Source organism: Sodalis sp. RH15, from assembly GCF_047324255.1.
Lineage (GTDB): Bacteria > Pseudomonadota > Gammaproteobacteria > Enterobacterales > Enterobacteriaceae > Acerihabitans > Acerihabitans ligni.
In genome coordinates, this window is sequence record NZ_CP178738.1 from 1,870,558 (window position 1) to 1,888,934 (window position 18,377).

Genomic DNA, 18,377 nt, shown 5'->3' on the forward strand with positions numbered 1-18,377 from the left:
GAGAGAATTATTTATAATCACGCTTCAGGTACTGGGTAATGGCACTGGTTTTTTCCAAATTTTTATTAGCTAAATCAATATCCTGCCTGGCTACTGAAACAAAAAACGCATCCAGCAGGGTCAATTGCAGAATACGGGCCGAGGCATTCCTGCCCAGCAGCGGCGTTTCCGGGGCCGGTGAACAGATGTTGAAATCCGCCAGCCGCGCTATGGCTGAATTGCTGCTGTGGGTAATGCAAATAATTTTCGCCCCGTTGTCCTTGGCAATTTCCACCACCCGCTTGAGATCGGTGGTGCGGCCCGAATGGGACACCACCAGCGCCGCGTCGCCGGGCTGTAACAGGGATGCCGACATCATCATCAGGTGGGCATCGCGGAATGCGGTGCAGCGCAGGCCGATTTTCAGGAATTTGTGCTGAACGTCGGTACAAATTGAATTCGAGCCGCCGACGCCATAGAGTTCACGCTGGCGGGCATTGAAAAAACAGCGGGCGGCCTGCTGGATCTCCTGCGCATCGACAATGGCCTGGCCTTCAACGATGGTGCGTACCGTGAGGTTAAACACCTTATTCACCAGATCCTCCGGACTGTCATCCGGCGACAGTTCGGCGGTAATATCATGATCCGCATGATCAAAATATTCGACAATCGCGCTGCGTAGCTGCCGAAAACCGCTGAAGCCCAGAATTTTCGACACCTTGACAATCATGGCTTCCGACATGCCGAGGCTTTGCGCCACCTCTTTAATGCCGGAAATATGGCTAAGATTGCCTGGCGTTAAAAACCACTCCACGATTCGGCTTTCATTTTCGGTCATCCCTTCTTGCTTGATGCGAAGATAGGGAGCGATGCCGATACCTCGGGGCATGGCGCCGTTCAGTTCCGATTCAGTCATTTTCAGCTCTCTGATTATCATTGCTGACGGCACTATATCAACATAGGATGCATAACAAATATGCAGCATACTTCACGTTTTAAAATAATTTATAAAGTTAGTGCTTTTTGTAAAAGTAATGCCGGACATTGCTCATGGCGCCGTGGAAACGACACCGAAGCCTTACGGATAAAATATTATTATAATACAATAGTTAACATGTATTTTTAGCGAAGATTTTTTTTCGCTTGTGGATTTGAACAGCAGGAATGAGAATTGATGGGTGTGTGATTGTTTTAAATATTTATAATAAATTTTAATTCGTGAAGTTTCTTTTGCTGATGCGATTCCGCGGCGCAGGCTCAACGGGCTGTGGCCGCCTGGCCGGCATGAAGGGGCTGAGGAGCGAATGGAGTGAAAGAATTAACGGCAGCGGGATAAGAAACGGGGCGGCATCAGTCCAGGTGCCATCGGCAATTTGCGGAATAACCAAAACCACCCGTTTCAGCAGTGGTTTTCAAGCTTTGAACGATGCCCGGTGTCGCTATGGTTACTCTTTAAGGCTGTGCACCGCTTCGTCAACATCATGATCGTGCAGGGTCTCATCCTCACGGCAATTGCCGACTTCACAATGGCCATAAAGATATAAACTGTGATTAGTGAGTTTGATATTGTGTTTTTTAGCGATATCCCGTTGGCGCGCTTCGATAAACTCGTCACGAAATTCAATGACCTTGCCGCAATCAAGGCAGATCAGGTGGTCGTGATGATGTTGCTGCGTCAGTTCAAAAACGGATTTACCGCCTTCGAAATTATGGCGGGTGACGATCCCGGCGTCATCAAACTGATTCAGTACGCGATAAACGGTGGCTAAACCAATCTCCTCACCCATATCGATCAGTTTTTTATAGAGATCCTCCGCACTGACGTGATGGCATTCCGGATCTTGCAGCACTTCCAGAATTTTAAGTCTGGGAAGTGTGACTTTCAGGCCGGCCTTCTTCAATGCAATATTATTGTCAGTCATGCGGGTTTAGTCCTGTTGCTTTGATAATCTGATTGTAGGCTAATGTAGCCTATAACAATGGTCGGCCTGAAAAATGTAACGCCGTCTCATTATAGGACTGCCTGTGTAAAATGAAAACCGCGGCCTTTTTACAATGATAGTCTGTTTAAGGTGAGGCAAGTTTTATCACATTTCATTAAAATCGGTCTAACCGCCAGGCTATTGTACTGCTTTGTGGATGAAAGTTAAAAAATTGTATCTATCGATTTGAAAGGAATTATATATCAACAGCTTCAACCGGCCGTCAACGCTATGGACGGCACGGGTTTAGCCGGGAAACCCGGCGGCGGCTCAGCCGAGCTTGAGTTCGGCGCTGATTTGTTTTACCCAGGCGTCCACGCGGTCATTGGTCAGCTCTGGCTGGCGATCTTCGTCTATGGCCAAACCGATAAAATGCTTATCGTCCGCCAGACCCTTCGATGCTTCAAAATGGTAGCCGGCGGTAGGCCAATGACCCACGATGGTGGCGCCATGGGGTTCGATGATATCGCGAATGGTGCCCATGGCATCACAAAAATATTCGGCGTAGTCTTCCTGATCGCCGCAGCCGAACAGCGCTACCTGTTTTCCCGTGAAATCAATGTCTTCCAATGTGGGGAAAAAGTCGTCCCAGTCACATTGCGCTTCGCCGTAATACCAGGTGGGAATGCCCAGCAGCAGGGTGGAGAATTGTTCCAGGTCCTCTTTGCTGCTTTTGGCAATGTCATGCACTTCGGCAACATCGGCGCCCAGCTGCTTTTGAATCATTTTGGCAATATTTTCGGTATTGCCGGTGTCACTGCCAAAAAAAATGCCTACGCTTGCCATGAATTTGAAAACCTCTTAAATATTAAGGATATGGTTTACCAGACGATCAACCGGCTTTTCGGGAAATAATCGTGCAATAATAGCAGACCCTCACAGCGGGAGAAACTCGTTCAACCGGAGTTTTATCGCAAAAGCCGGTCTTTTCCGGTCCCGGACGGCGAGCCCGGCCTTAATCTTCCTTGCCGGCGGCATCCTGATGCCGTTCCAATTCGGCCAGCAGGATTTGTTCAATCAGCTCGCTGCGGGAGAGAGCGTGCTGAAAAGCCAGCTCGTTTAATGCAGCCACCGCCTGCGCATTGATTTTTAACTCAACCCGGCGCAGACCCCGCACCTTGTCCCGGCGCAATTGATTGCGTTTATTGATTCGCAATTGTTCATCACGGGAAAGCGGGTTGGTTTTCGGGCGCCCCGGGCGTTTTTCATCGATAAACAAATCCAGGGTGGTGCGGTCCGTTTGTTCTTTTGCCATAAGTCGTGAAGGGATTGTGCATCCAAAAGCGGGCGGGTAAGTCCTTGCCGGTAAACATAGCAAGCCATATTACCCCACCCCGGTGATAAACGACAATGATTAACACTGCCGGATGGGTAAACCGGCCGGTCGCGGCTAGCTCCCCAGGGAATCCGCCAGAAACCGCACAACGGCGCGCAGCGTCGCTTCAGGCTTTTGGGCATGCACCCAATGGCCCGCGCCGGCCACCACGTGGGCCCGCGCCCGTGGAAACTGCCGCCGGATGGCTTCGCTGTACTCCTCCTTCACATAGGGGGAGAGGCCGCCGCGGATAAATAATACCGGCCCGTCCCAGGGCGGTATTTCCTTCCAGCCGATAAGCGCCGGATAGTTTTCCCATAATGCATCGATATTGAATCGCCACGCGCCCTGGGAAAAGGATTTCAATAAGAACTGAATAGTGTCCTTATCGTCGATATCCTGTTCCATTAGCAGCGCCGCCTCGCTACGCTGCGCCGCTCCCGCCTTCTCCACCCGTCTGAGGGCGGCGAATACCGGGTCGTGATGGCGGGTGGGATAGGCCACCGGCGCGATATCAATCACCACCAGCGCGGCGATGCGATCCGGCATCAGCGCCGACAGCGCCATAGCCACCTTGCCCCCCATGGAGTGGCCGATAATGATGCATTTCCCCAATTGCAATTCGTCAAGCAAGGCCGCCACATCCCCGCTCATAGCGCCATAACCGGCCTCGTCGTCGTGGGGCGAAAGGCCGTGATTGCGCAGATCGATTTGCAGGGTGGCATGATTTTCCCCCAGCGGGCGCGCCAGTACGCCCAGATTGTCCAAACTGCCGAACAGGCCGTGCAGTAATACCACCGGCAAAGCGTTTCCCGGTTGCCGGGCCGGTTGCAAACGATAATGTAATTTCATCCCGATCCTCGTGTCGACAGCAAAGGCGACTAGCGTATCATGAGGTATTGACGCCTGCGCCGCAAAAAAGGGTATCAATCCCCGCATCGCCGTCGGGGAAATTCCGACTTTATGCCAAAGCCGGATACTAGCGCTGTTCGCGGGGCCGGTTTAGCTTGTATAATCCTGTTGATTGATTTAAGAGAAGAAAGCCCCCGGATAAAGATGAAAACAATCGAACTCGACGAAGACCTCTACCGTTTTATTGCCAGCCACACCCAGCATATCGGCGAAAGCGCCTCGGACATCCTGCGCCGGATGCTGAAATTTTCTCCCCAGGCCAATGAGCCCGTCCGTCCGGCATCCGCCGCGCCGGCAAAAACGGAAGCCTCGACCCCGGCCCGGGATCGCGTCAGGGCGATGCGTGAATTATTGCTCTCGGACGTCTATGCTGAACAAAACAAGGCGGTAGAGCGTTTCATACTGGTGCTGTCCACCCTTTATTCCTTGTCGCCCGCCGATTTCTCCGAAGCGGCGGACGTGCTGCGCGGCCGTACCCGGACCTATTTTGCCGGCGATGAGCACACATTATTGCAAAACGGCAGCCATACTAAACCTAAGCAGGTGCCGGGAACGCCCTACTGGGTTATTACCAATACCAACACCGATCGTAAACGGGGTATGGTAGAACACATTATGCTGGCTATGCAGTTCCCGGTGGAACTGACAGATAAAGTTTGCGGCACCATTTGATAAACGACAGCCAATGGAGAAGCACCGATGGCTAATAGCCCCCGTGCCGGACAACCCGCCCGGCAAAGTGATTTGATTAACGTGGCGCAGTTGACCTCGCAATATTATGTTTTGCGGCCCGAGCCAGGTAATGCCGCCCATGCGGTGAAATTCGGTACTTCAGGCCATCGCGGCAGCGCGGGGCGCCACAGTTTCAACGAAGCCCACATCCTGGCCATCAGCCAGGCGATTGCGGAAGAACGTCAAAAACAGGGTATTACCGGGCCTTGTTATGTGGGCAAAGATACCCACGCCCTGTCCGAACCGGCCTTTATTTCCGTACTGGAAGTGCTGAGCGCCAACGGCGTGGATATCATCGTCCAGCAGGATAACGGCTTCACCCCGACGCCCGCGGTGTCTAACGCCATTTTGGTCCACAATCGCCGCGGCGGTCCCCAGGCGGACGGCATCGTGATTACGCCTTCGCACAATCCGCCGGAAGACGGCGGCATCAAATATAATCCGCCCAACGGCGGACCGGCCGACACCAACCTGACCAAAGTCATCGAAGAGCGCGCCAATGCTCTGCTGGCGGATGAACTGCGGGGCGTGCGGCGCCAATCCCTCGACGCGGCCTGGAACAGCGGCCGTGTCCACGCCCAGGATCTGGTGCAGGCTTATGTGGAAGGTCTGGCGGAGGTGGTGGATATGGCGGCCATCCAGGGCGCCGGCCTCAAGCTGGGCGTCGACCCCCTTGGCGGCTCGGGCATTGCCTATTGGCAGCGCATCGCTGAGCATTACCAGCTGGATTTGACGCTGGTCAATGAAGAAATCGACCAGACGTTCCGGTTTATGTATCTGGATCATGACGGCATCATCCGCATGGACTGCTCGTCGCAGTGGGCCATGACCGGCTTGCTGTCGCTGCGGGACAAGTTCGATTTGGCGCTGGCCAACGATCCCGATTACGATCGTCACGGCATTGTCACGCCCGCCGGGCTGATGAACCCGAACCATTTCCTGGCGGTCTCCATTGATTACCTGTTCCAGCATCGCCCGCAGTGGGGCGCCGACGTGGCGGTGGGTAAAACGCTGGTGTCCAGCGGCATGATCGACCGGGTGGTTGAATCCCTGGGCCGCAAGCTGGTGGAAGTGCCGGTGGGCTTTAAGTGGTTCGTCGACGGCCTGTTTGACGGCAGCCTGGGTTTTGGCGGCGAAGAGAGCGCCGGCGCTTCGTTCCTGCGGTTTGACGGCCGTCCCTGGTCCACCGATAAGGACGGCATCATTATGTGCCTGCTGGCGGCGGAAATCACCGCGGTCACCGGCAAGAATCCGCAGCAGCACTATGACGAGCTGGCGCAACGCTTCGGCGCTCCCAGCTATAACCGTATCCAGGCCCCGGCCACCCATGCCCAGAAAGCCGTTCTGTCCAAGCTGTCGCCGGATCAGGTTGGCGCAAGCATGCTGGCGGGGGATGCCATTACCGCCCGGCTGACCACCGCCCCCGGTAACGGCGCCTCCATCGGCGGCCTGAAAGTAATGACCGCCAACGGCTGGTTTGCCGCCCGGCCTTCCGGGACCGAGGAAGCCTATAAAATTTATTGCGAAAGCTTTCTTGGGCCGAAGCACCGCGAACAAATTGAAAAAGAAGCGGTGGATATCGTCAGCGAGGTGCTGGCGGGGGCGAAATAACCCAACCCGTAGCCATTGCCGTGGAGCAGGCCCTCATGGGTGGCTCACGGCGTGTTGGCGAGCGGGTTGTCCCGGCCGGGAACGTTGTCTGTGAGGGTTCAGGCGCTGATAATTCAGCGCCTTCCGTGGGAAAACGGCGGGTGTCATCACTACCCTTATTCGATTGCGCCGAATATCAAATTCATGTGCGGTAATACCGGCTTTGCGCAAAATGATGAGTACTTTATCAACTCTATCCATTTACTTCCGTCAGGCAGTATTAATTCATATCAAGATTGTCATGAAATGTTGATACAAAAAAAGATAAGATACACTGCTTTTAAAAGACTGCTTTTAAAAAGAAAGATTGATGAGCACCTTTTATCCTTGAGAGGATATACATAAACATATAAATTTGATGACATGTATCAATTATAAATATGAAATGAATTCACCTCCTCCTATTTTGGAAGCCTGCCATTAATATCATTTGTTGACTTAGTTTTTTCTATCCAGTTTGATATCAATTTCCGTAAAAAGGAATTAATAATGGGTCGACTAAAGGATATCATTATGCGGGCCAAAAGATCGGTTGAAAGGGCCAATCCCTATTGGAAAATAGTGAACTTTTCTCTTGGTCAATATGCCGGGCGGCGATTGCAGATTATATGTCTAATAGGCACATCTTTTTTATTAACCTGCTCGGAGCTGTTCATACCGGTTTTTGTCGGGCGTCTGTTTGATACCCTATCCAAGGGAGCAAGCCATTTTCAGGACACATATTCATTATTAGCGATGATCGTCATATTGGGTATAATCTCGGTTTTTTTACGGGATATTATCTTTCGAGTGATAATATATTTTACCTCAGGGATAATGCGATTGTTGACAGTGAATATCTTTAGCCACATACAGCGATTATCCACGGAATGGCATATTCACAACCTTGCCGGCGCCACTCTACGTAAGCTGAGCCGTGGGGTACAGGCCATGGATCTTTTCAACTATTTGATATTTATAGAGCTTATTCCAAGCGCTTTTATATTGATTGGGGCTACGCTAATGATCGGATGGCACTGGCCGATGGCGGGCGTCATTGTGGGGACAAGCCTCCTGGTTTTCGTCTGCATTACGCTTTCACTGATCCAAAAGTATATCTATCCTGCCGCAAAAGTTGCCAATGACGCTGATGCCGTGCTGAACGGCACCATTTCCGATGCCATCTCATGCAATATGCTGGTAAAGAGCTTTGCTTCCGAGTCAAAGGAAGAGGCTATGGTCAGGAGCGAGGCCGCGGCGTGGCGTTCGCATCTCGTCCGTTTTTGGCATCGCAGCTGCACGGCGGGGAGTATTCAGTACGTGATGCTGGTTGCCTTGAACGGCGTACTGATTGGAACCGGATTGTGGTTATGGCAGCGTGGTTATGCTTCCCCAGGTGATGTGATCTATATCATCACAACCTATGCCATTATCAATGGATATCTTCGCGGTATGGAAAACAATATTCGCAGCCTGCAGCGTTCAGTGAATGAGATAGAAGATTTGGTGACTTTCAATAAGGTGCCTGTAGAAGCCGGAAGGGATGAAACTGTCACCACAAAAAGCATTAACGGGGGCTCAATTGTTTTTAAAAATATTGATTTTCGCTATCCCGGCCAGGATAAGCTACTTTATAAGAATTTCAATTTATCCATCGCGGCAGGTGAACGCATTGGGGTAGTAGGACATTCGGGTGGAGGGAAAACAACGTTTGTAAAGCTGCTGCAACGGCTTTACGAGATAGAGCGAGGCAACATCAGCATTGATGGCATTAATATTAAAGATGTTAATATTGAATGTTTAAGAAATCATATTTCCATAGTGAGTCAAGAGCCTCTGCTTTTTCACCGGACCTTATTGGAAAATATTAGCTATGGTAATGAGAATGTTTTTTTAGCCGATATTCACGACGCGGCCAAGCGTGCCCGGATACACGATTTTATTATGAGTTTGCCTGATGGTTATGACACCGTTGTGGGTGAACGCGGCCTTAGATTATCCGGCGGTGAAAAACAGCGTGTGGCCATTGCACGTATCATGCTACGCCAAACGCCGATAATCGTTCTTGATGAAGCCACCTCTAATCTGGACAGTATCTCAGAGGCGGAAATCCAGAGTGAAATTGAAACAAGCTGGTCAAACCGGACCCTCATTGTCATCGCCCATCGTCTTTCTGCCGTAAGAGATCTGGATCGCATTCTGGTATTCGCCGATGGACAGATTGTCGAAGAAGGGGACCACGAAACGCTCCTTCTTAAAAAAGACGGGAATTACAAGGCGCTTATGGAAAAGCAGAACAGATATTACCAAGCGACGTGACGTTGGCATCGGCAGCGCCGGCAGCCATGGCAGGATGCTGCCCTCGACATTTAGATATATCTTTTCTTGCATTTCCGATGTAGGTGATCTAACTTAGATATATCTAATTAGTTGTATCTAAGAAACAGGAGATAACCTATGTTTTTCCATTTACACCATCATCATGCCTGCCGGGATACCGGCGAAGGAGCGCGGGATACCGGCAGGGGCCATCGCCATGGCGGCGAAGGCCAATCTCGCCGGGCAGCTTTATTTGAGAGCCGGCGCGGCGGCGATGATTTTCGCGGCCAGGGCTATGGCGGCGAACGCCACGGCGATGATTTTCGCGGCCGGGGCTTTGGCGGCGAACGCCACGGCGATGATTTTCGCGGCCGGGATTTTGGCGGCGAACGCCGCTGCGGCGATTTTCGTGGCCGGGGCTTCGGCGGTGATTTTCATGGCCGCGGCAGAGGTGAAGATCGTGCCGGCGGCCATTTCGGACATGGACGCGACAGCGGAGGGCGGCATGATGGCGACCATCGGGGACGGCGTCCGCTGGAGCACGGCGATCTGCGCTTGGTGCTGCTGGCCCTGGTGGCGCGCAAACCCAGCCACGGTTATGAATTGATCAAGGCTATCGAGCAGGCGTCTTCCGGTTTGTATGTGCCCAGCCCCGGCGTGATATATCCAACCTTAAGCCTGCTGGTGGACCAGGATTTCATCAATGCCGCCAGCCCGGACGGGCAGAGCCGCAAAATCTATCAAATCACTGCCGAGGGACAGGCGGAGCTGTCCAAGCACCAGCCGCTTATAGATGCTGTTTTTACCCGGCTTTCGCAAATCGGCAGGCGGCGTGAGGGCAGTCTGCTTCCCGGCATCAGCGAGAGCCTGGATAGGCTAAGAGGGTTGCTGCGGGGTAATATGATGCGCGCCGATCTGGCGCCGGAGCAGGTTGAGCGCATCAATAACGCGCTGCTTACCGCGGTAAAAAATATCGAGGCGGAATTGATGGCGGCCCCCGATGCCGGCGCGGCGCAAGACTGATGCAGCGAGGGACGATGCTTTTCAGGGCGGCTTACCGGCCGCCCGGTTTTATGCCGTTTCCCGGATTATCAAGACATGAAACGATAGCCGATGCCGGTTTCCGTAAGCAAGTGACGGGGGCGGGCCGGATCTTCTTCGAGCTTTTGCCGCAGGTGCCCCATGTATATCCGCAGATAATGGCTGTGTTCCACCGCGTTGGGGCCCCATACCTCGCTCAGCAGTTGGCGCTGGGTGACCACTTTGCCCTGATGGGACAGCAGTGTGGCCAGCAGGCGGAATTCAATGGGCGTCAAATGGAGTAGCTCGCCGTCCCGCGTCACCTGGCGATTGACCAGGTCTACGTTGATGGCGGCAAAGGTCACCGTCGACGGTTTGTCTCCCCCCCGCAGCGGATGGCGCAGGGAGACCCGTACCCGGGCCAGCAGTTCACCGATACCGAAAGGTTTGGTCAGGTAATCGTCCGCCCCGGCGTCCAGGGCGTCAATCTTGTCCTGCTCATCGCTGCGGGCGGACAGCACCATCACCGCAACCGAACTCCATTGGCGCAGGTCGCGAATAAAATCAACGCCGTTGCCGTCCGGCAAGCCCAGGTCGAGAATCACCAGATCCGGCTTGCGGGTAGCCGCCTCAAGCAGGCCGCGCACCATATTTTCCGCATCGAAAACCCGGTAACCCTCCCGCTCCAGGGCCTGGCGGACAAAGCGCCGAATGGCAGCCTCATCTTCCACAATAAGAATATTCACTGTCATGGCGCTCATCATCCCATCCTTATGGCATTGCCCGGTTTGCGAAGCGGCGGCGGGTGGAACCCAACCTAAAACAACGTCGCCACGCCGGGACATTATCCACTTAAATATCATTGCGGTGAATCCCCCCGGCGCCGGCGGCGTGGGGATAGCGTATCATCGCGGATAAACCGGCAGGACTTTTGTTAAAAGCCGGCCACCGGGCGCGGCATAATCGTCTACGCTTTGCTGAACAAACAATAGTCTAGGAGGGCCCTGAATGAGCAATAAAATTCCTGTCGGCATCAGTGCCTGCCTGACGGGAGATGCGGTACGTTTTGATGGAGGCCACAAACGCCTCTCTTTCGCCATGGATGAGCTGGCTCCTTATGTTCGATTCAATCCTGTTTGTCCAGAAATGGCCATTGGCCTGCCGACGCCGAGGCCCTCTTTGCGGCTGGTGAAGGATAGCGGCGGTCGCATCAGCCTGCGCACCGGCAAAAGCGGTGACGATACCGATTTGACGGAATCCATGCAGCGGTTCGCCCGCGAGCGAAGCCGGCAGCTGACGGATCTTTGCGGTTTTATTGTCTGCGCCAAATCCCCCAGCTGCGGTATGGAGCGGGTACGGGTTTATGATGGCGCCGGCTCGCGGAAAAACGGGGTGGGCCTGTTTTGCCAAGTATTGATGGCTGAGTTGCCCTGGTTGCCGGTGGAGGAGGACGGACGGCTCCAGGATGCGCTGCTCAGGGAGAATTTTGTCGGACGGGTATATACGCTGTATGAATTTAATCAACTGCTGCGGGAAGGGCTGACGCGCGGCGCGTTAATGGCGTTTCACCGGCGCTACAAGCTCTTGCTGCTGGCCCATTCCCAACCGGAGTACCGTCGCATAGGGCCCTTTGTCGCCGCCATGGATCGCTGGGAGTCGCTGGAGGCGTTCGCCATGGAGTATCGCCTTCGTTTGATGACGCTGCTATCCCATAAAGCGACGCGTCCCAACCACACCAACGTGTTGATGCATGTGCAGGGCTATTTTCATCGTCACCTGACGCACAAACAGCGGGAGGAATTGTCCCTGCTTATCGACAGCTACCGACGGGGCGTGCAGCCGCTGCTCGCGCCCCTTGCGCTGGTAAGACATTATATGGCCGAGTATCCCGACCCGTGGCTGTCGCAGCAGCGATACTTCGAGCCCTATCCGGAGGCGCTGCGGCTGCGTTACGGACACTAACGGCAAGGAAGAACATGAAAAACCATATCGTCTGGCTGCGAAACGATTTACGCATCCATGCCAATCCGGCTTTATCAGCCGCCTGTTCCCGGCCGGACGCACGGGTGATGGCATTGTTTATCGCGACGCCGGGACAATGGCGAGCCCATGACATGTCGCCCCGTCAGGCAGATTTTCTGTACCGCAATCTTATCGAACTGCGGCGTGCCCTGGCGGATCGCGGTATTCCCCTGCATTACCATCAATGTGACGATTATGATGCCGCGGCGGCCTGGCTGGCGGATTTTTGCCGTCAGCGGCAAGCGGATGCATTGTTTTATAATTATCAATATGAATATAACGAGCGCCTGCGCGACCGGGCGGTAGAGCAGGCTCTCGACGGCCATGTGATATGTCAGGGATTCGACGACGGCGTGCTGCTGCCGCCGGGAAGCGTCACCACCGGCGATGGGGATATGTACAAAGTATTTACCCCTTTTCGCGCCGCCTTTATCCGGCGGCTGAGAACCGAAGACCCTCACTGTCTGCCGGCGCCGGCGCGTCGCGAGACAACTCCCCTGGATCCGATTGGCGAATTGGGGCCCTTCGATTACCCGCGCCGGGAGACCGAGGGTTACCCCGCCGGCGAAGAGGCCGCGTTATCCCGTTTGCGCGACTTTTGCCATGAACGGCTGCAGGGCTATTCCCTTGGAAGGAACCAGCCCGCCCTGGACGCCACCAGCCGGCTGTCCGCCTATCTCACTCTGGGGATATTGTCGCCGGTACAGTGCTACAACCGGCTGCGCACCGCCTGCCCGATAGTGCTGGATCAGGCCGACAGCGGGGCATTCAGCTGGCTGAATGAATTGATCTGGCGGGATTTTTACCGTCATATAATGGTTTTTTATCCCGACGTGTGCCGGCACCGTCCCTTTGTCGCCTGGACCCGCCATGTGGCCTGGCGGCGGGATGAGTCCTTGCTGACCGCCTGGCAACAGGGCCGCACCGGTTTTCCTATCGTGGATGCCGCCATGCGCCAGCTGAACGAGACCGGCTGGATGCATAATCGTCTGCGCATGATCTGCGCCAGTTTTTTGGTGAAGGATTTATTGATTGATTGGCGGAAGGGAGAGCGCTATTTCATGCGCCGGTTAATCGACGGCGACCTGTCGGCAAATAACGGCGGCTGGCAATGGGCCGCCTCCACCGGCACCGATGCCGCGCCCTATTTCCGTATTTTCAACCCCGCCACCCAGGGGCGCCGGTTTGATGAACAGGGCCGGTTTATACGGCGCTGGCTGCCGGAACTGGCGTCCGTGCCGGATAAATTTCTCCATGAACCCTATATTTGGCCTCTGGCCGAGCAAACCGGACTGGATTATCCGCGGCCGATCGTTGATCATGGACAGGCACGTCAAACCGCCCTGGCGGCTTATCAAGCGGCCAAAGCACAAAGTTCGGCTCCCTCCCCCGGGTAGCCGGCGAACGGGGATATCGGGCCATGCTTAATACGGAACTTGAACAACTCATCAATCAGCAACTGGACGCCGGCGCTTTTGAGGACTACGGCCCCAACGGGCTACAGGTGGAAGGCCGCCCGCAAATCAACCGTATCGTCACCGGCGTTACCGCTTCGCAGGCGCTGCTGGATGCCGCGGTGGCGCATAACGCCGATGCGGTGCTGGTACATCACGGTTATTTCTGGAAAAATGAATCGCCGGTAGTGACGGGCATGAAACAGCGCCGCCTGAAGACCCTGCTGAACCACGATATCAATTTACTCGCCTGGCATTTGCCCCTGGATGCCCATCCGGTGCTGGGAAATAACGCTCAACTGGCGGCGCTGTTGGACATAGAACCGCAGGGCCTGCTGGAACCGCTGCTGCCCTGGGGGACATTTGCCACGCCGGTCAGCGGGCAGGAACTGCAGCGCCGGCTGGAGATGCGGCTGGAGAGGGAGGTGCTGCACTGCGGTGATAACGCACCGGCGCAAATCCGCCGCCTTGCCTGGTGCACCGGCGGCGGACAAGGGTTCATCGAACAGGCCGCCCGCGCCGGGGTGGATGCTTTTATCACCGGCGAAGTCTCCGAGCAGACCATTCACATTGCCCGCGAGACGGGGATACATTTCTATGCGGCCGGCCATCATGCCACCGAACGCGGCGGTATCAAGGCGCTGGGGGAGTGGCTGGCGCGGGAACACCATCTCGACGTGACCTTTATCGACATACCGAACCCGGCGTGACCGGGAAAATAAACCCTTGCTTGCAAACGGCCCCAGGCTGTTTGCGGGATTTTTTACCGGACCATTCTGCCGGTACGCACCAGACGGAACCAGCATCGGTTCCCAGGAGGAGAGGTTGCAACGTGCTCGATGTTATTTATTGGGTGAAAGCGCGGTGGTGCTGGAGCTGGAGCCTCCCATAACCCTGGTCAGCCAGCGGCGGATTTGGGGACTTGCCGAACGCCTGATGCATCATGAAGACGTGCGCGAGGTAATCCCGGGCATGAATAATCTTACCGTGCTGCTCACCAACCCCCAGCAGCTGGCGCTGGACGCCATTGAGCGCTTGCAAAGCTGGTGGGAGGATAGCGATGCCATCACTCCTGAGCCGCGGGCTGTTTCCATTCCGGTGATTTATGGCGGCGAGGACGGTCCCGATTTGAGTCTGGTGGCCGAGTTTGCCGGTATGACGCCCAGTGACGTGGTGGCATGCCATGCAGGCAGCACCTATGACGTTTATTTTATCGGTTTCCAGCCCGGCTTTCCCTATCTTGGCGGTTTGCCGGAGCGTCTTTCCGTTCCGCGTCGCGGCGAACCCCGTCTCAAGGTGCCCGCCGGTTCGGTGGGCATCGGCGGCAGGCAAACCGGCATCTATCCGCTGGCGAGTCCCGGCGGCTGGCAAATCATCGGGCGTACGCCGCTTAAGCTGTTCAATCCCGACGCCGGCCGTCCGACCCTGCTGCTGCCCGGCGACAGCGTGCGTTTTGTCCCGCAGAAGGAGGGCATATGCTGAAAGTATTGCATGCCGGCATCATGACCTCGATACAAGACGCCGGTAGGACCGGTTACCGTTCCCTGGGTATCAGCCCTGGCGGCGTGCTGGACAAGCCGGCCATGAAACTGGCCAACCTGCTGGTGGGTAACCTTCCGGGCGCCGCCGTACTGGAGATAACCCTCGGACAGTTCAGCGCGCAGATTACCGCCCCGGGCTGGCTGGCGCTTACCGGCGCGGATTGCCATGCCCACCTGGACGGTAATCCTCTCTGGACCGGCTGGCGTTTCCCGGTACGCCCGGGCCAGGTGGTGAAGCTGTCGACGCCGAAACACGGTATGCGCAGCTATCTGGCGGTCAGCGGCGGATTTGCCGTTCCGGAGGTTCTGGGCTCCCGCAGCACGGATCTTACCGCCGGCTTCGGCGGCTGCTCCGGTCGCCTGCTCCAGGACGGCGACCTGCTGCCGGCGGGAGAGCCGGAAATGGTGCCGGAACGGCAGATCGGCATTCGCCAACTGCTGTTCGGCAACCGGGTCCGCGCGCTGCCCGGTCCCGAATACCGTGAATTCAGCGCCGATTCCCAAGATGCGCTGTGGCGTTCAAGCTGGCAGCTCAGCCCGCAGAGCAACCGCATGGGGTACCGCCTGCTGGGCCCGGCCCTGAAGCGCAATACCGAGCGTGAATTATTTTCCCATGGGTTATTGCCGGGCGTGGTGCAGGTGCCGCACGGCGGCCAGCCGATAGTGCTGCTGGCGGACGCGCAGACCACCGGCGGCTATCCGCGCATCGCCTGCGTTATCGAGGCCGATTTGTATCATCTGGCGCAGATCCGCCTGGGGGAACCGATTCATTTTGTGCTTTGCACGCTGGAAGAAGCCCATGACGCCTGGATTGAACAAACCCACTACCTCGAACAGATAGCCTTCCAACTGAAAATACTGGAGCCCATATGATCGATTTGAATGCCGATTTGGGCGAGGGCTGCCCCAATGATGAAGCCTTGCTGCAGTGGGTAAGCTCGGCAAACATCGCCTGCGGCTTTCATGCAGGCGACGCCGACGGCATGCGCCGGTCGATCCAATGGGCATTGCGCTACGGCGTCGCCATCGGCGCCCATCCCAGCTTTCCCGATCGGGAAAATTTCGGTCGCAGCGCCATGGCGTTGCCGCCGGAAACGGTGTACGCGCAAATCATTTATCAGCTGGGCGCCCTGGCGGCGCTGGTGCGGGCGGAAGGGGGCAGGATGGCGCACGTCAAGCCGCACGGCATGCTCTACAACCAGTCGGCGCGGGACCCGCTGCTGGCTGATGCCGTCGCCCGCGGGATAAAAGCGGTGGATCCGGCGCTGCGGCTCATAGGGCTGGCGGACAGCGAACTGACCAAAGCCGGAGAACGCCACGGCTTGACGGTGCGGCACGAAGTGTTCGCCGACCGGAACTACCGTCGGGACGGCACGCTGGTGCCGCGCAGCGAGGCGGACGCGTTGATTGAGGACGAGGAACAGTCCCTGGCGCATACCCTGTCCATGATAAAGGACGGCCGGGTACAGACGTTGGAAGGTGAGTGGATAAGCGTGAAGGCCGATACCGTTTGCCTGCACGGCGACGGCGCCCATGCGCTGGCGTTTGCCCGCCGTATACGCGCCGCCCTGCAGCAGGAGGGCATAACCGTCGCCGCCGGCTGAGGGCGCCATAAACCCGCTACCATAGGTATTCCCTATCTCCCGCCTAAATCATTTAGCGTTACCCTAGCCCGATACGCGCTTCTATCAGCTTATCTATCCACTTTTCAAGAGGGTAAACACATGCAACAAGCGGTGAATTTATGGCCGTTAATGGGCATTTTGGCCATCATTTGCGGTTTTTTATTACGCTTAAACGCCGTATTGGTGGTCATTATCGCCGGTATTATTACCGGGCTGGCGGCGCATATGCCGGTAGGGGATATCCTGGAAAAACTCGGCTCGGGATTTTTGGCTACCCGTAATCTGGCCTTTATTCTGTTGATACCCTTGGCCACCATCGGCTTGCTGGAGCGACATGGCCTGAAGGAGCATGCGCAAAGCTGGATCGCGAAAATCAAAAACGCCACCGCCGGCCGGCTGCTGATAATTTATCTACTGGCCCGAGAATTGACCGCCGCCATGGGCCTTACCAGCCTGGGCGGGCATCCGCAAATGGTGCGCCCGCTGCTGGCGCCCATGGCCGAAGGCGCCGTGGAAAACCGCTACGGCGATTTGCCGCAGCGGGTGCGGTATAGGCTGCGCGCCATGGCGGCGGCCACCGATAACGTCGGCCTATTTTTCGGTGAGGATATTTTCGTGGCGTTCGGCGCCATCCTGTTTATGCATAATTTTCTGCTGGAGTCCGCCGGTATCCAGACCGAACCGCTGCATATCGCCCTCTACGGCGTTCCCACCGCGATCTGCGCCTTCCTGATCCACGCCTACCGCCTGCACCGCCTGGATAAGCATATGGCGGAACTGCTGGGTACAGTTAAACGGGATGCGCTGAGCCACGCGGGAGCGGAAAAATGACGTTTCAGCAAGATTACCTGTACTGGCTGGCGGGAATACTGTTGTTGCTGGTGGGCGCCATGTCATTACGTGACAAGGCCAACCCGCGGCGGTGGCTCACCGGCGCCTTCTGGGGACTGTACGGACTGGTGTTTCTTATCGGCGACTGGAGCGTCGCTTTCATGGCGCGGATCGTCGGGCCGGGCATGGACCCGCAACAGTGGCTGCATAAAGCCATCGGCGCCTTGGTGGTCCTGCTGGCGCTGATTGCCGGTTTCGGCGGCGTGCGCACGGGCAGCTACCACCAGCCCGGCCGCCGGCAGCGGGAACAGAGCGCCAAACGCCTGGGCAATTTGTTGTTTGCGCCGGCGCTGGCCATTCCATTGGTCACCGTGGCGGGCGTGTTGATACTCGATAATATGCCCGCCTGGCAGCAGGCGCTGTTTGGCGCGGGTAACCACTCCACTTTGATTACCCTCTTTTCCATTACCCTGGGTTGTATTATCGGCCTGCTGCTGGCAGTACGCTTTACCGGCGACCGGCCGCTGCAATCAATCCAGGAATCGCGCCGGCTGCTGGATTCCATCGGCTGGGCCTTTATCTTGCCGCAGATACTGGCCACCCTCGGCCTGTTATTCACCAGCGCCGGCGTCGGCGCCGCCGTTTCGCATCTTACCGAAACCTATCTGGCGGTGGATAATCGATTTATCGCCGTGGTGGTTTTTTGTGTTGGCATGGCTGTGCTGACGATGATAATGGGCAATGCGTTTGCCGCGTTTCCCATCGTGGCCGCCGGGATCGGCATACCGGTTCTGGTGGTGCAACACGGGGGCAATCCGGCGGTCATGGCCGCCGTGGGTATGTTTTCCGGCTATTGCGGTTCCCTGATGACCCCCATGGCGGCGAATTTCAATCTGGTGCCGGCGGCCTTGCTGGAGCTGCCGGACCGGTATGCGGTGATCAAAGCGCAGATCCCCACCGGCCTGGCGCTGCTGCTGGCAAATGTGGCGCTGATGTATTTTATGCTATGAGATAAC

Annotated in this window: 17 protein-coding genes and 1 pseudogene; 12 read left to right on the top strand and 6 right to left on the bottom strand. The window is 56.1% G+C overall.

The features are described 5' to 3' along the window. Positions 1-7: 7 nt before the first annotated feature. From alsR to ACL2XO_RS08790, 5 genes are all read right to left on the bottom strand, one after another. Positions 8-895, bottom strand: a complete 888-nt coding sequence (gene alsR / locus ACL2XO_RS08770) for a transcriptional repressor AlsR (protein WP_203522312.1) — start codon at positions 893-895, stop codon at positions 8-10. Positions 896-1,424: 529 nt separating this feature from the next. Beyond that, positions 1,425-1,901, bottom strand: coding sequence for a ferric iron uptake transcriptional regulator (fur, locus tag ACL2XO_RS08775; protein ID WP_132922810.1), 477 nt, complete (start codon positions 1,899-1,901; stop codon positions 1,425-1,427). A gap of 330 nt (positions 1,902-2,231) precedes the next feature. After that, positions 2,232-2,747 (bottom strand): flavodoxin FldA, encoded by a 516-nt coding sequence (gene fldA, locus ACL2XO_RS08780; RefSeq protein WP_203522311.1) that lies wholly within the window; start codon positions 2,745-2,747, stop codon positions 2,232-2,234. 169 nt (positions 2,748-2,916) lie between these two features. Then, the gene (gene ybfE / locus ACL2XO_RS08785; RefSeq protein WP_413723704.1) at positions 2,917-3,216 is read right to left on the bottom strand and encodes a LexA regulated protein; all 300 of its coding nucleotides are present in this window, start codon (positions 3,214-3,216) and stop codon (positions 2,917-2,919) included. A gap of 135 nt (positions 3,217-3,351) precedes the next feature. After that, positions 3,352-4,128, bottom strand: a complete 777-nt coding sequence (locus ACL2XO_RS08790) for an alpha/beta fold hydrolase (RefSeq protein ID WP_413742557.1) — start codon at positions 4,126-4,128, stop codon at positions 3,352-3,354. Positions 4,129-4,332: 204 nt separating this feature from the next. Here ACL2XO_RS08790 and seqA point away from each other — a divergent pair, with 204 nt between their 5' ends. The 4 genes and pseudogenes from seqA to ACL2XO_RS08810 all read left to right on the top strand — a co-directional run. Continuing rightward, complete coding sequence (gene seqA / locus ACL2XO_RS08795) at positions 4,333-4,860, top strand: replication initiation negative regulator SeqA (protein ID WP_132922806.1); 528 nt, start codon at positions 4,333-4,335, stop codon at positions 4,858-4,860. A gap of 27 nt (positions 4,861-4,887) precedes the next feature. Then, a complete protein-coding gene (pgm, locus tag ACL2XO_RS08800; RefSeq protein ID WP_413723706.1) occupies positions 4,888-6,531 on the top strand; it encodes a phosphoglucomutase (alpha-D-glucose-1,6-bisphosphate-dependent) in 1,644 nt (547 codons plus the stop codon). Positions 6,532-7,059: 528 nt separating this feature from the next. Beyond that, positions 7,060-8,868, top strand: a complete 1,809-nt coding sequence (locus ACL2XO_RS08805) for an ABC transporter ATP-binding protein (RefSeq protein WP_413742558.1) — start codon at positions 7,060-7,062, stop codon at positions 8,866-8,868. Between the two features lie 336 nt (positions 8,869-9,204). After that, positions 9,205-9,891 (top strand): annotated as a pseudogene (locus tag ACL2XO_RS08810) (PadR family transcriptional regulator); the annotation flags it as partial. A 68-nt stretch (positions 9,892-9,959) separates the two neighbouring features. On the opposite strand, the gene kdpE reads toward ACL2XO_RS08810, so the two are convergent. Then, positions 9,960-10,640: a two-component system response regulator KdpE gene (kdpE, locus tag ACL2XO_RS08815; RefSeq protein ID WP_413723708.1), complete on the bottom strand. Its 681-nt coding sequence runs from the start codon at positions 10,638-10,640 to the stop codon at positions 9,960-9,962. Between the two features lie 256 nt (positions 10,641-10,896). Between kdpE and ACL2XO_RS08820 the strand changes: the two genes are divergently transcribed. From ACL2XO_RS08820 to ACL2XO_RS08855, 8 genes are all read left to right on the top strand, one after another. After that, complete coding sequence (locus ACL2XO_RS08820; RefSeq protein ID WP_413742559.1) at positions 10,897-11,850, top strand: YbgA family protein; 954 nt, start codon at positions 10,897-10,899, stop codon at positions 11,848-11,850. A gap of 14 nt (positions 11,851-11,864) precedes the next feature. Further along, the gene (gene phrB / locus ACL2XO_RS08825) at positions 11,865-13,307 is read left to right on the top strand and encodes a deoxyribodipyrimidine photo-lyase (protein WP_413742560.1); all 1,443 of its coding nucleotides are present in this window, start codon (positions 11,865-11,867) and stop codon (positions 13,305-13,307) included. 23 nt (positions 13,308-13,330) lie between these two features. Further along, positions 13,331-14,074: a type 2 GTP cyclohydrolase I gene (locus ACL2XO_RS08830; RefSeq protein ID WP_413723710.1), complete on the top strand. Its 744-nt coding sequence runs from the start codon at positions 13,331-13,333 to the stop codon at positions 14,072-14,074. A gap of 115 nt (positions 14,075-14,189) precedes the next feature. Beyond that, positions 14,190-14,846 (top strand): 5-oxoprolinase subunit PxpB, encoded by a 657-nt coding sequence (gene pxpB, locus ACL2XO_RS08835; RefSeq protein ID WP_413742561.1) that lies wholly within the window; start codon positions 14,190-14,192, stop codon positions 14,844-14,846. Then, positions 14,840-15,778, top strand: coding sequence for a 5-oxoprolinase subunit PxpC (gene pxpC, locus ACL2XO_RS08840; protein WP_132922796.1), 939 nt, complete (start codon positions 14,840-14,842; stop codon positions 15,776-15,778). Before pxpB ends, pxpC begins: the two co-directional genes overlap by 7 nt. Further along, positions 15,775-16,509 (top strand): 5-oxoprolinase subunit PxpA, encoded by a 735-nt coding sequence (gene pxpA / locus ACL2XO_RS08845; protein ID WP_203522298.1) that lies wholly within the window; start codon positions 15,775-15,777, stop codon positions 16,507-16,509. Before pxpC ends, pxpA begins: the two co-directional genes overlap by 4 nt. Positions 16,510-16,629: 120 nt before the next feature. Next, complete coding sequence (locus ACL2XO_RS08850) at positions 16,630-17,361, top strand: DUF969 domain-containing protein (protein ID WP_132922794.1); 732 nt, start codon at positions 16,630-16,632, stop codon at positions 17,359-17,361. Next, positions 17,358-18,371 (top strand): DUF979 domain-containing protein, encoded by a 1,014-nt coding sequence (locus tag ACL2XO_RS08855; protein WP_413723712.1) that lies wholly within the window; start codon positions 17,358-17,360, stop codon positions 18,369-18,371. Before ACL2XO_RS08850 ends, ACL2XO_RS08855 begins: the two co-directional genes overlap by 4 nt. Positions 18,372-18,377 lie beyond the last annotated feature (6 nt).

What these genes read in the sequence shown, in the direction of transcription:
- fur (WP_132922810.1), bottom strand. Translation starts at nt 1,901, where the DNA reads ATGACTGACAATAATATTGCATTGAAGAAGGCCGGCCTGAAAGTCACA.
- ACL2XO_RS08805 (WP_413742558.1), top strand. Translation starts at nt 7,060, where the DNA reads ATGGGTCGACTAAAGGATATCATTATGCGGGCCAAAAGATCGGTTGAA.
- pgm (WP_413723706.1), top strand. Translation starts at nt 4,888, where the DNA reads ATGGCTAATAGCCCCCGTGCCGGACAACCCGCCCGGCAAAGTGATTTG.
- fldA (WP_203522311.1), bottom strand. Translation starts at nt 2,747, where the DNA reads ATGGCAAGCGTAGGCATTTTTTTTGGCAGTGACACCGGCAATACCGAA.
- seqA (WP_132922806.1), top strand. Translation starts at nt 4,333, where the DNA reads ATGAAAACAATCGAACTCGACGAAGACCTCTACCGTTTTATTGCCAGC.
- pxpC (WP_132922796.1), top strand. Translation starts at nt 14,840, where the DNA reads ATGCTGAAAGTATTGCATGCCGGCATCATGACCTCGATACAAGACGCC.
- phrB (WP_413742560.1), top strand. Translation starts at nt 11,865, where the DNA reads ATGAAAAACCATATCGTCTGGCTGCGAAACGATTTACGCATCCATGCC.
- ACL2XO_RS08820 (WP_413742559.1), top strand. Translation starts at nt 10,897, where the DNA reads ATGAGCAATAAAATTCCTGTCGGCATCAGTGCCTGCCTGACGGGAGAT.
- ACL2XO_RS08850 (WP_132922794.1), top strand. Translation starts at nt 16,630, where the DNA reads ATGCAACAAGCGGTGAATTTATGGCCGTTAATGGGCATTTTGGCCATC.
- ACL2XO_RS08830 (WP_413723710.1), top strand. Translation starts at nt 13,331, where the DNA reads ATGCTTAATACGGAACTTGAACAACTCATCAATCAGCAACTGGACGCC.
- ACL2XO_RS08790 (WP_413742557.1), bottom strand. Translation starts at nt 4,128, where the DNA reads ATGAAATTACATTATCGTTTGCAACCGGCCCGGCAACCGGGAAACGCT.
- ACL2XO_RS08855 (WP_413723712.1), top strand. Translation starts at nt 17,358, where the DNA reads ATGACGTTTCAGCAAGATTACCTGTACTGGCTGGCGGGAATACTGTTG.
- pxpA (WP_203522298.1), top strand. Translation starts at nt 15,775, where the DNA reads ATGATCGATTTGAATGCCGATTTGGGCGAGGGCTGCCCCAATGATGAA.
- kdpE (WP_413723708.1), bottom strand. Translation starts at nt 10,640, where the DNA reads ATGACAGTGAATATTCTTATTGTGGAAGATGAGGCTGCCATTCGGCGC.
- alsR (WP_203522312.1), bottom strand. Translation starts at nt 895, where the DNA reads ATGACTGAATCGGAACTGAACGGCGCCATGCCCCGAGGTATCGGCATC.
- ybfE (WP_413723704.1), bottom strand. Translation starts at nt 3,216, where the DNA reads ATGGCAAAAGAACAAACGGACCGCACCACCCTGGATTTGTTTATCGAT.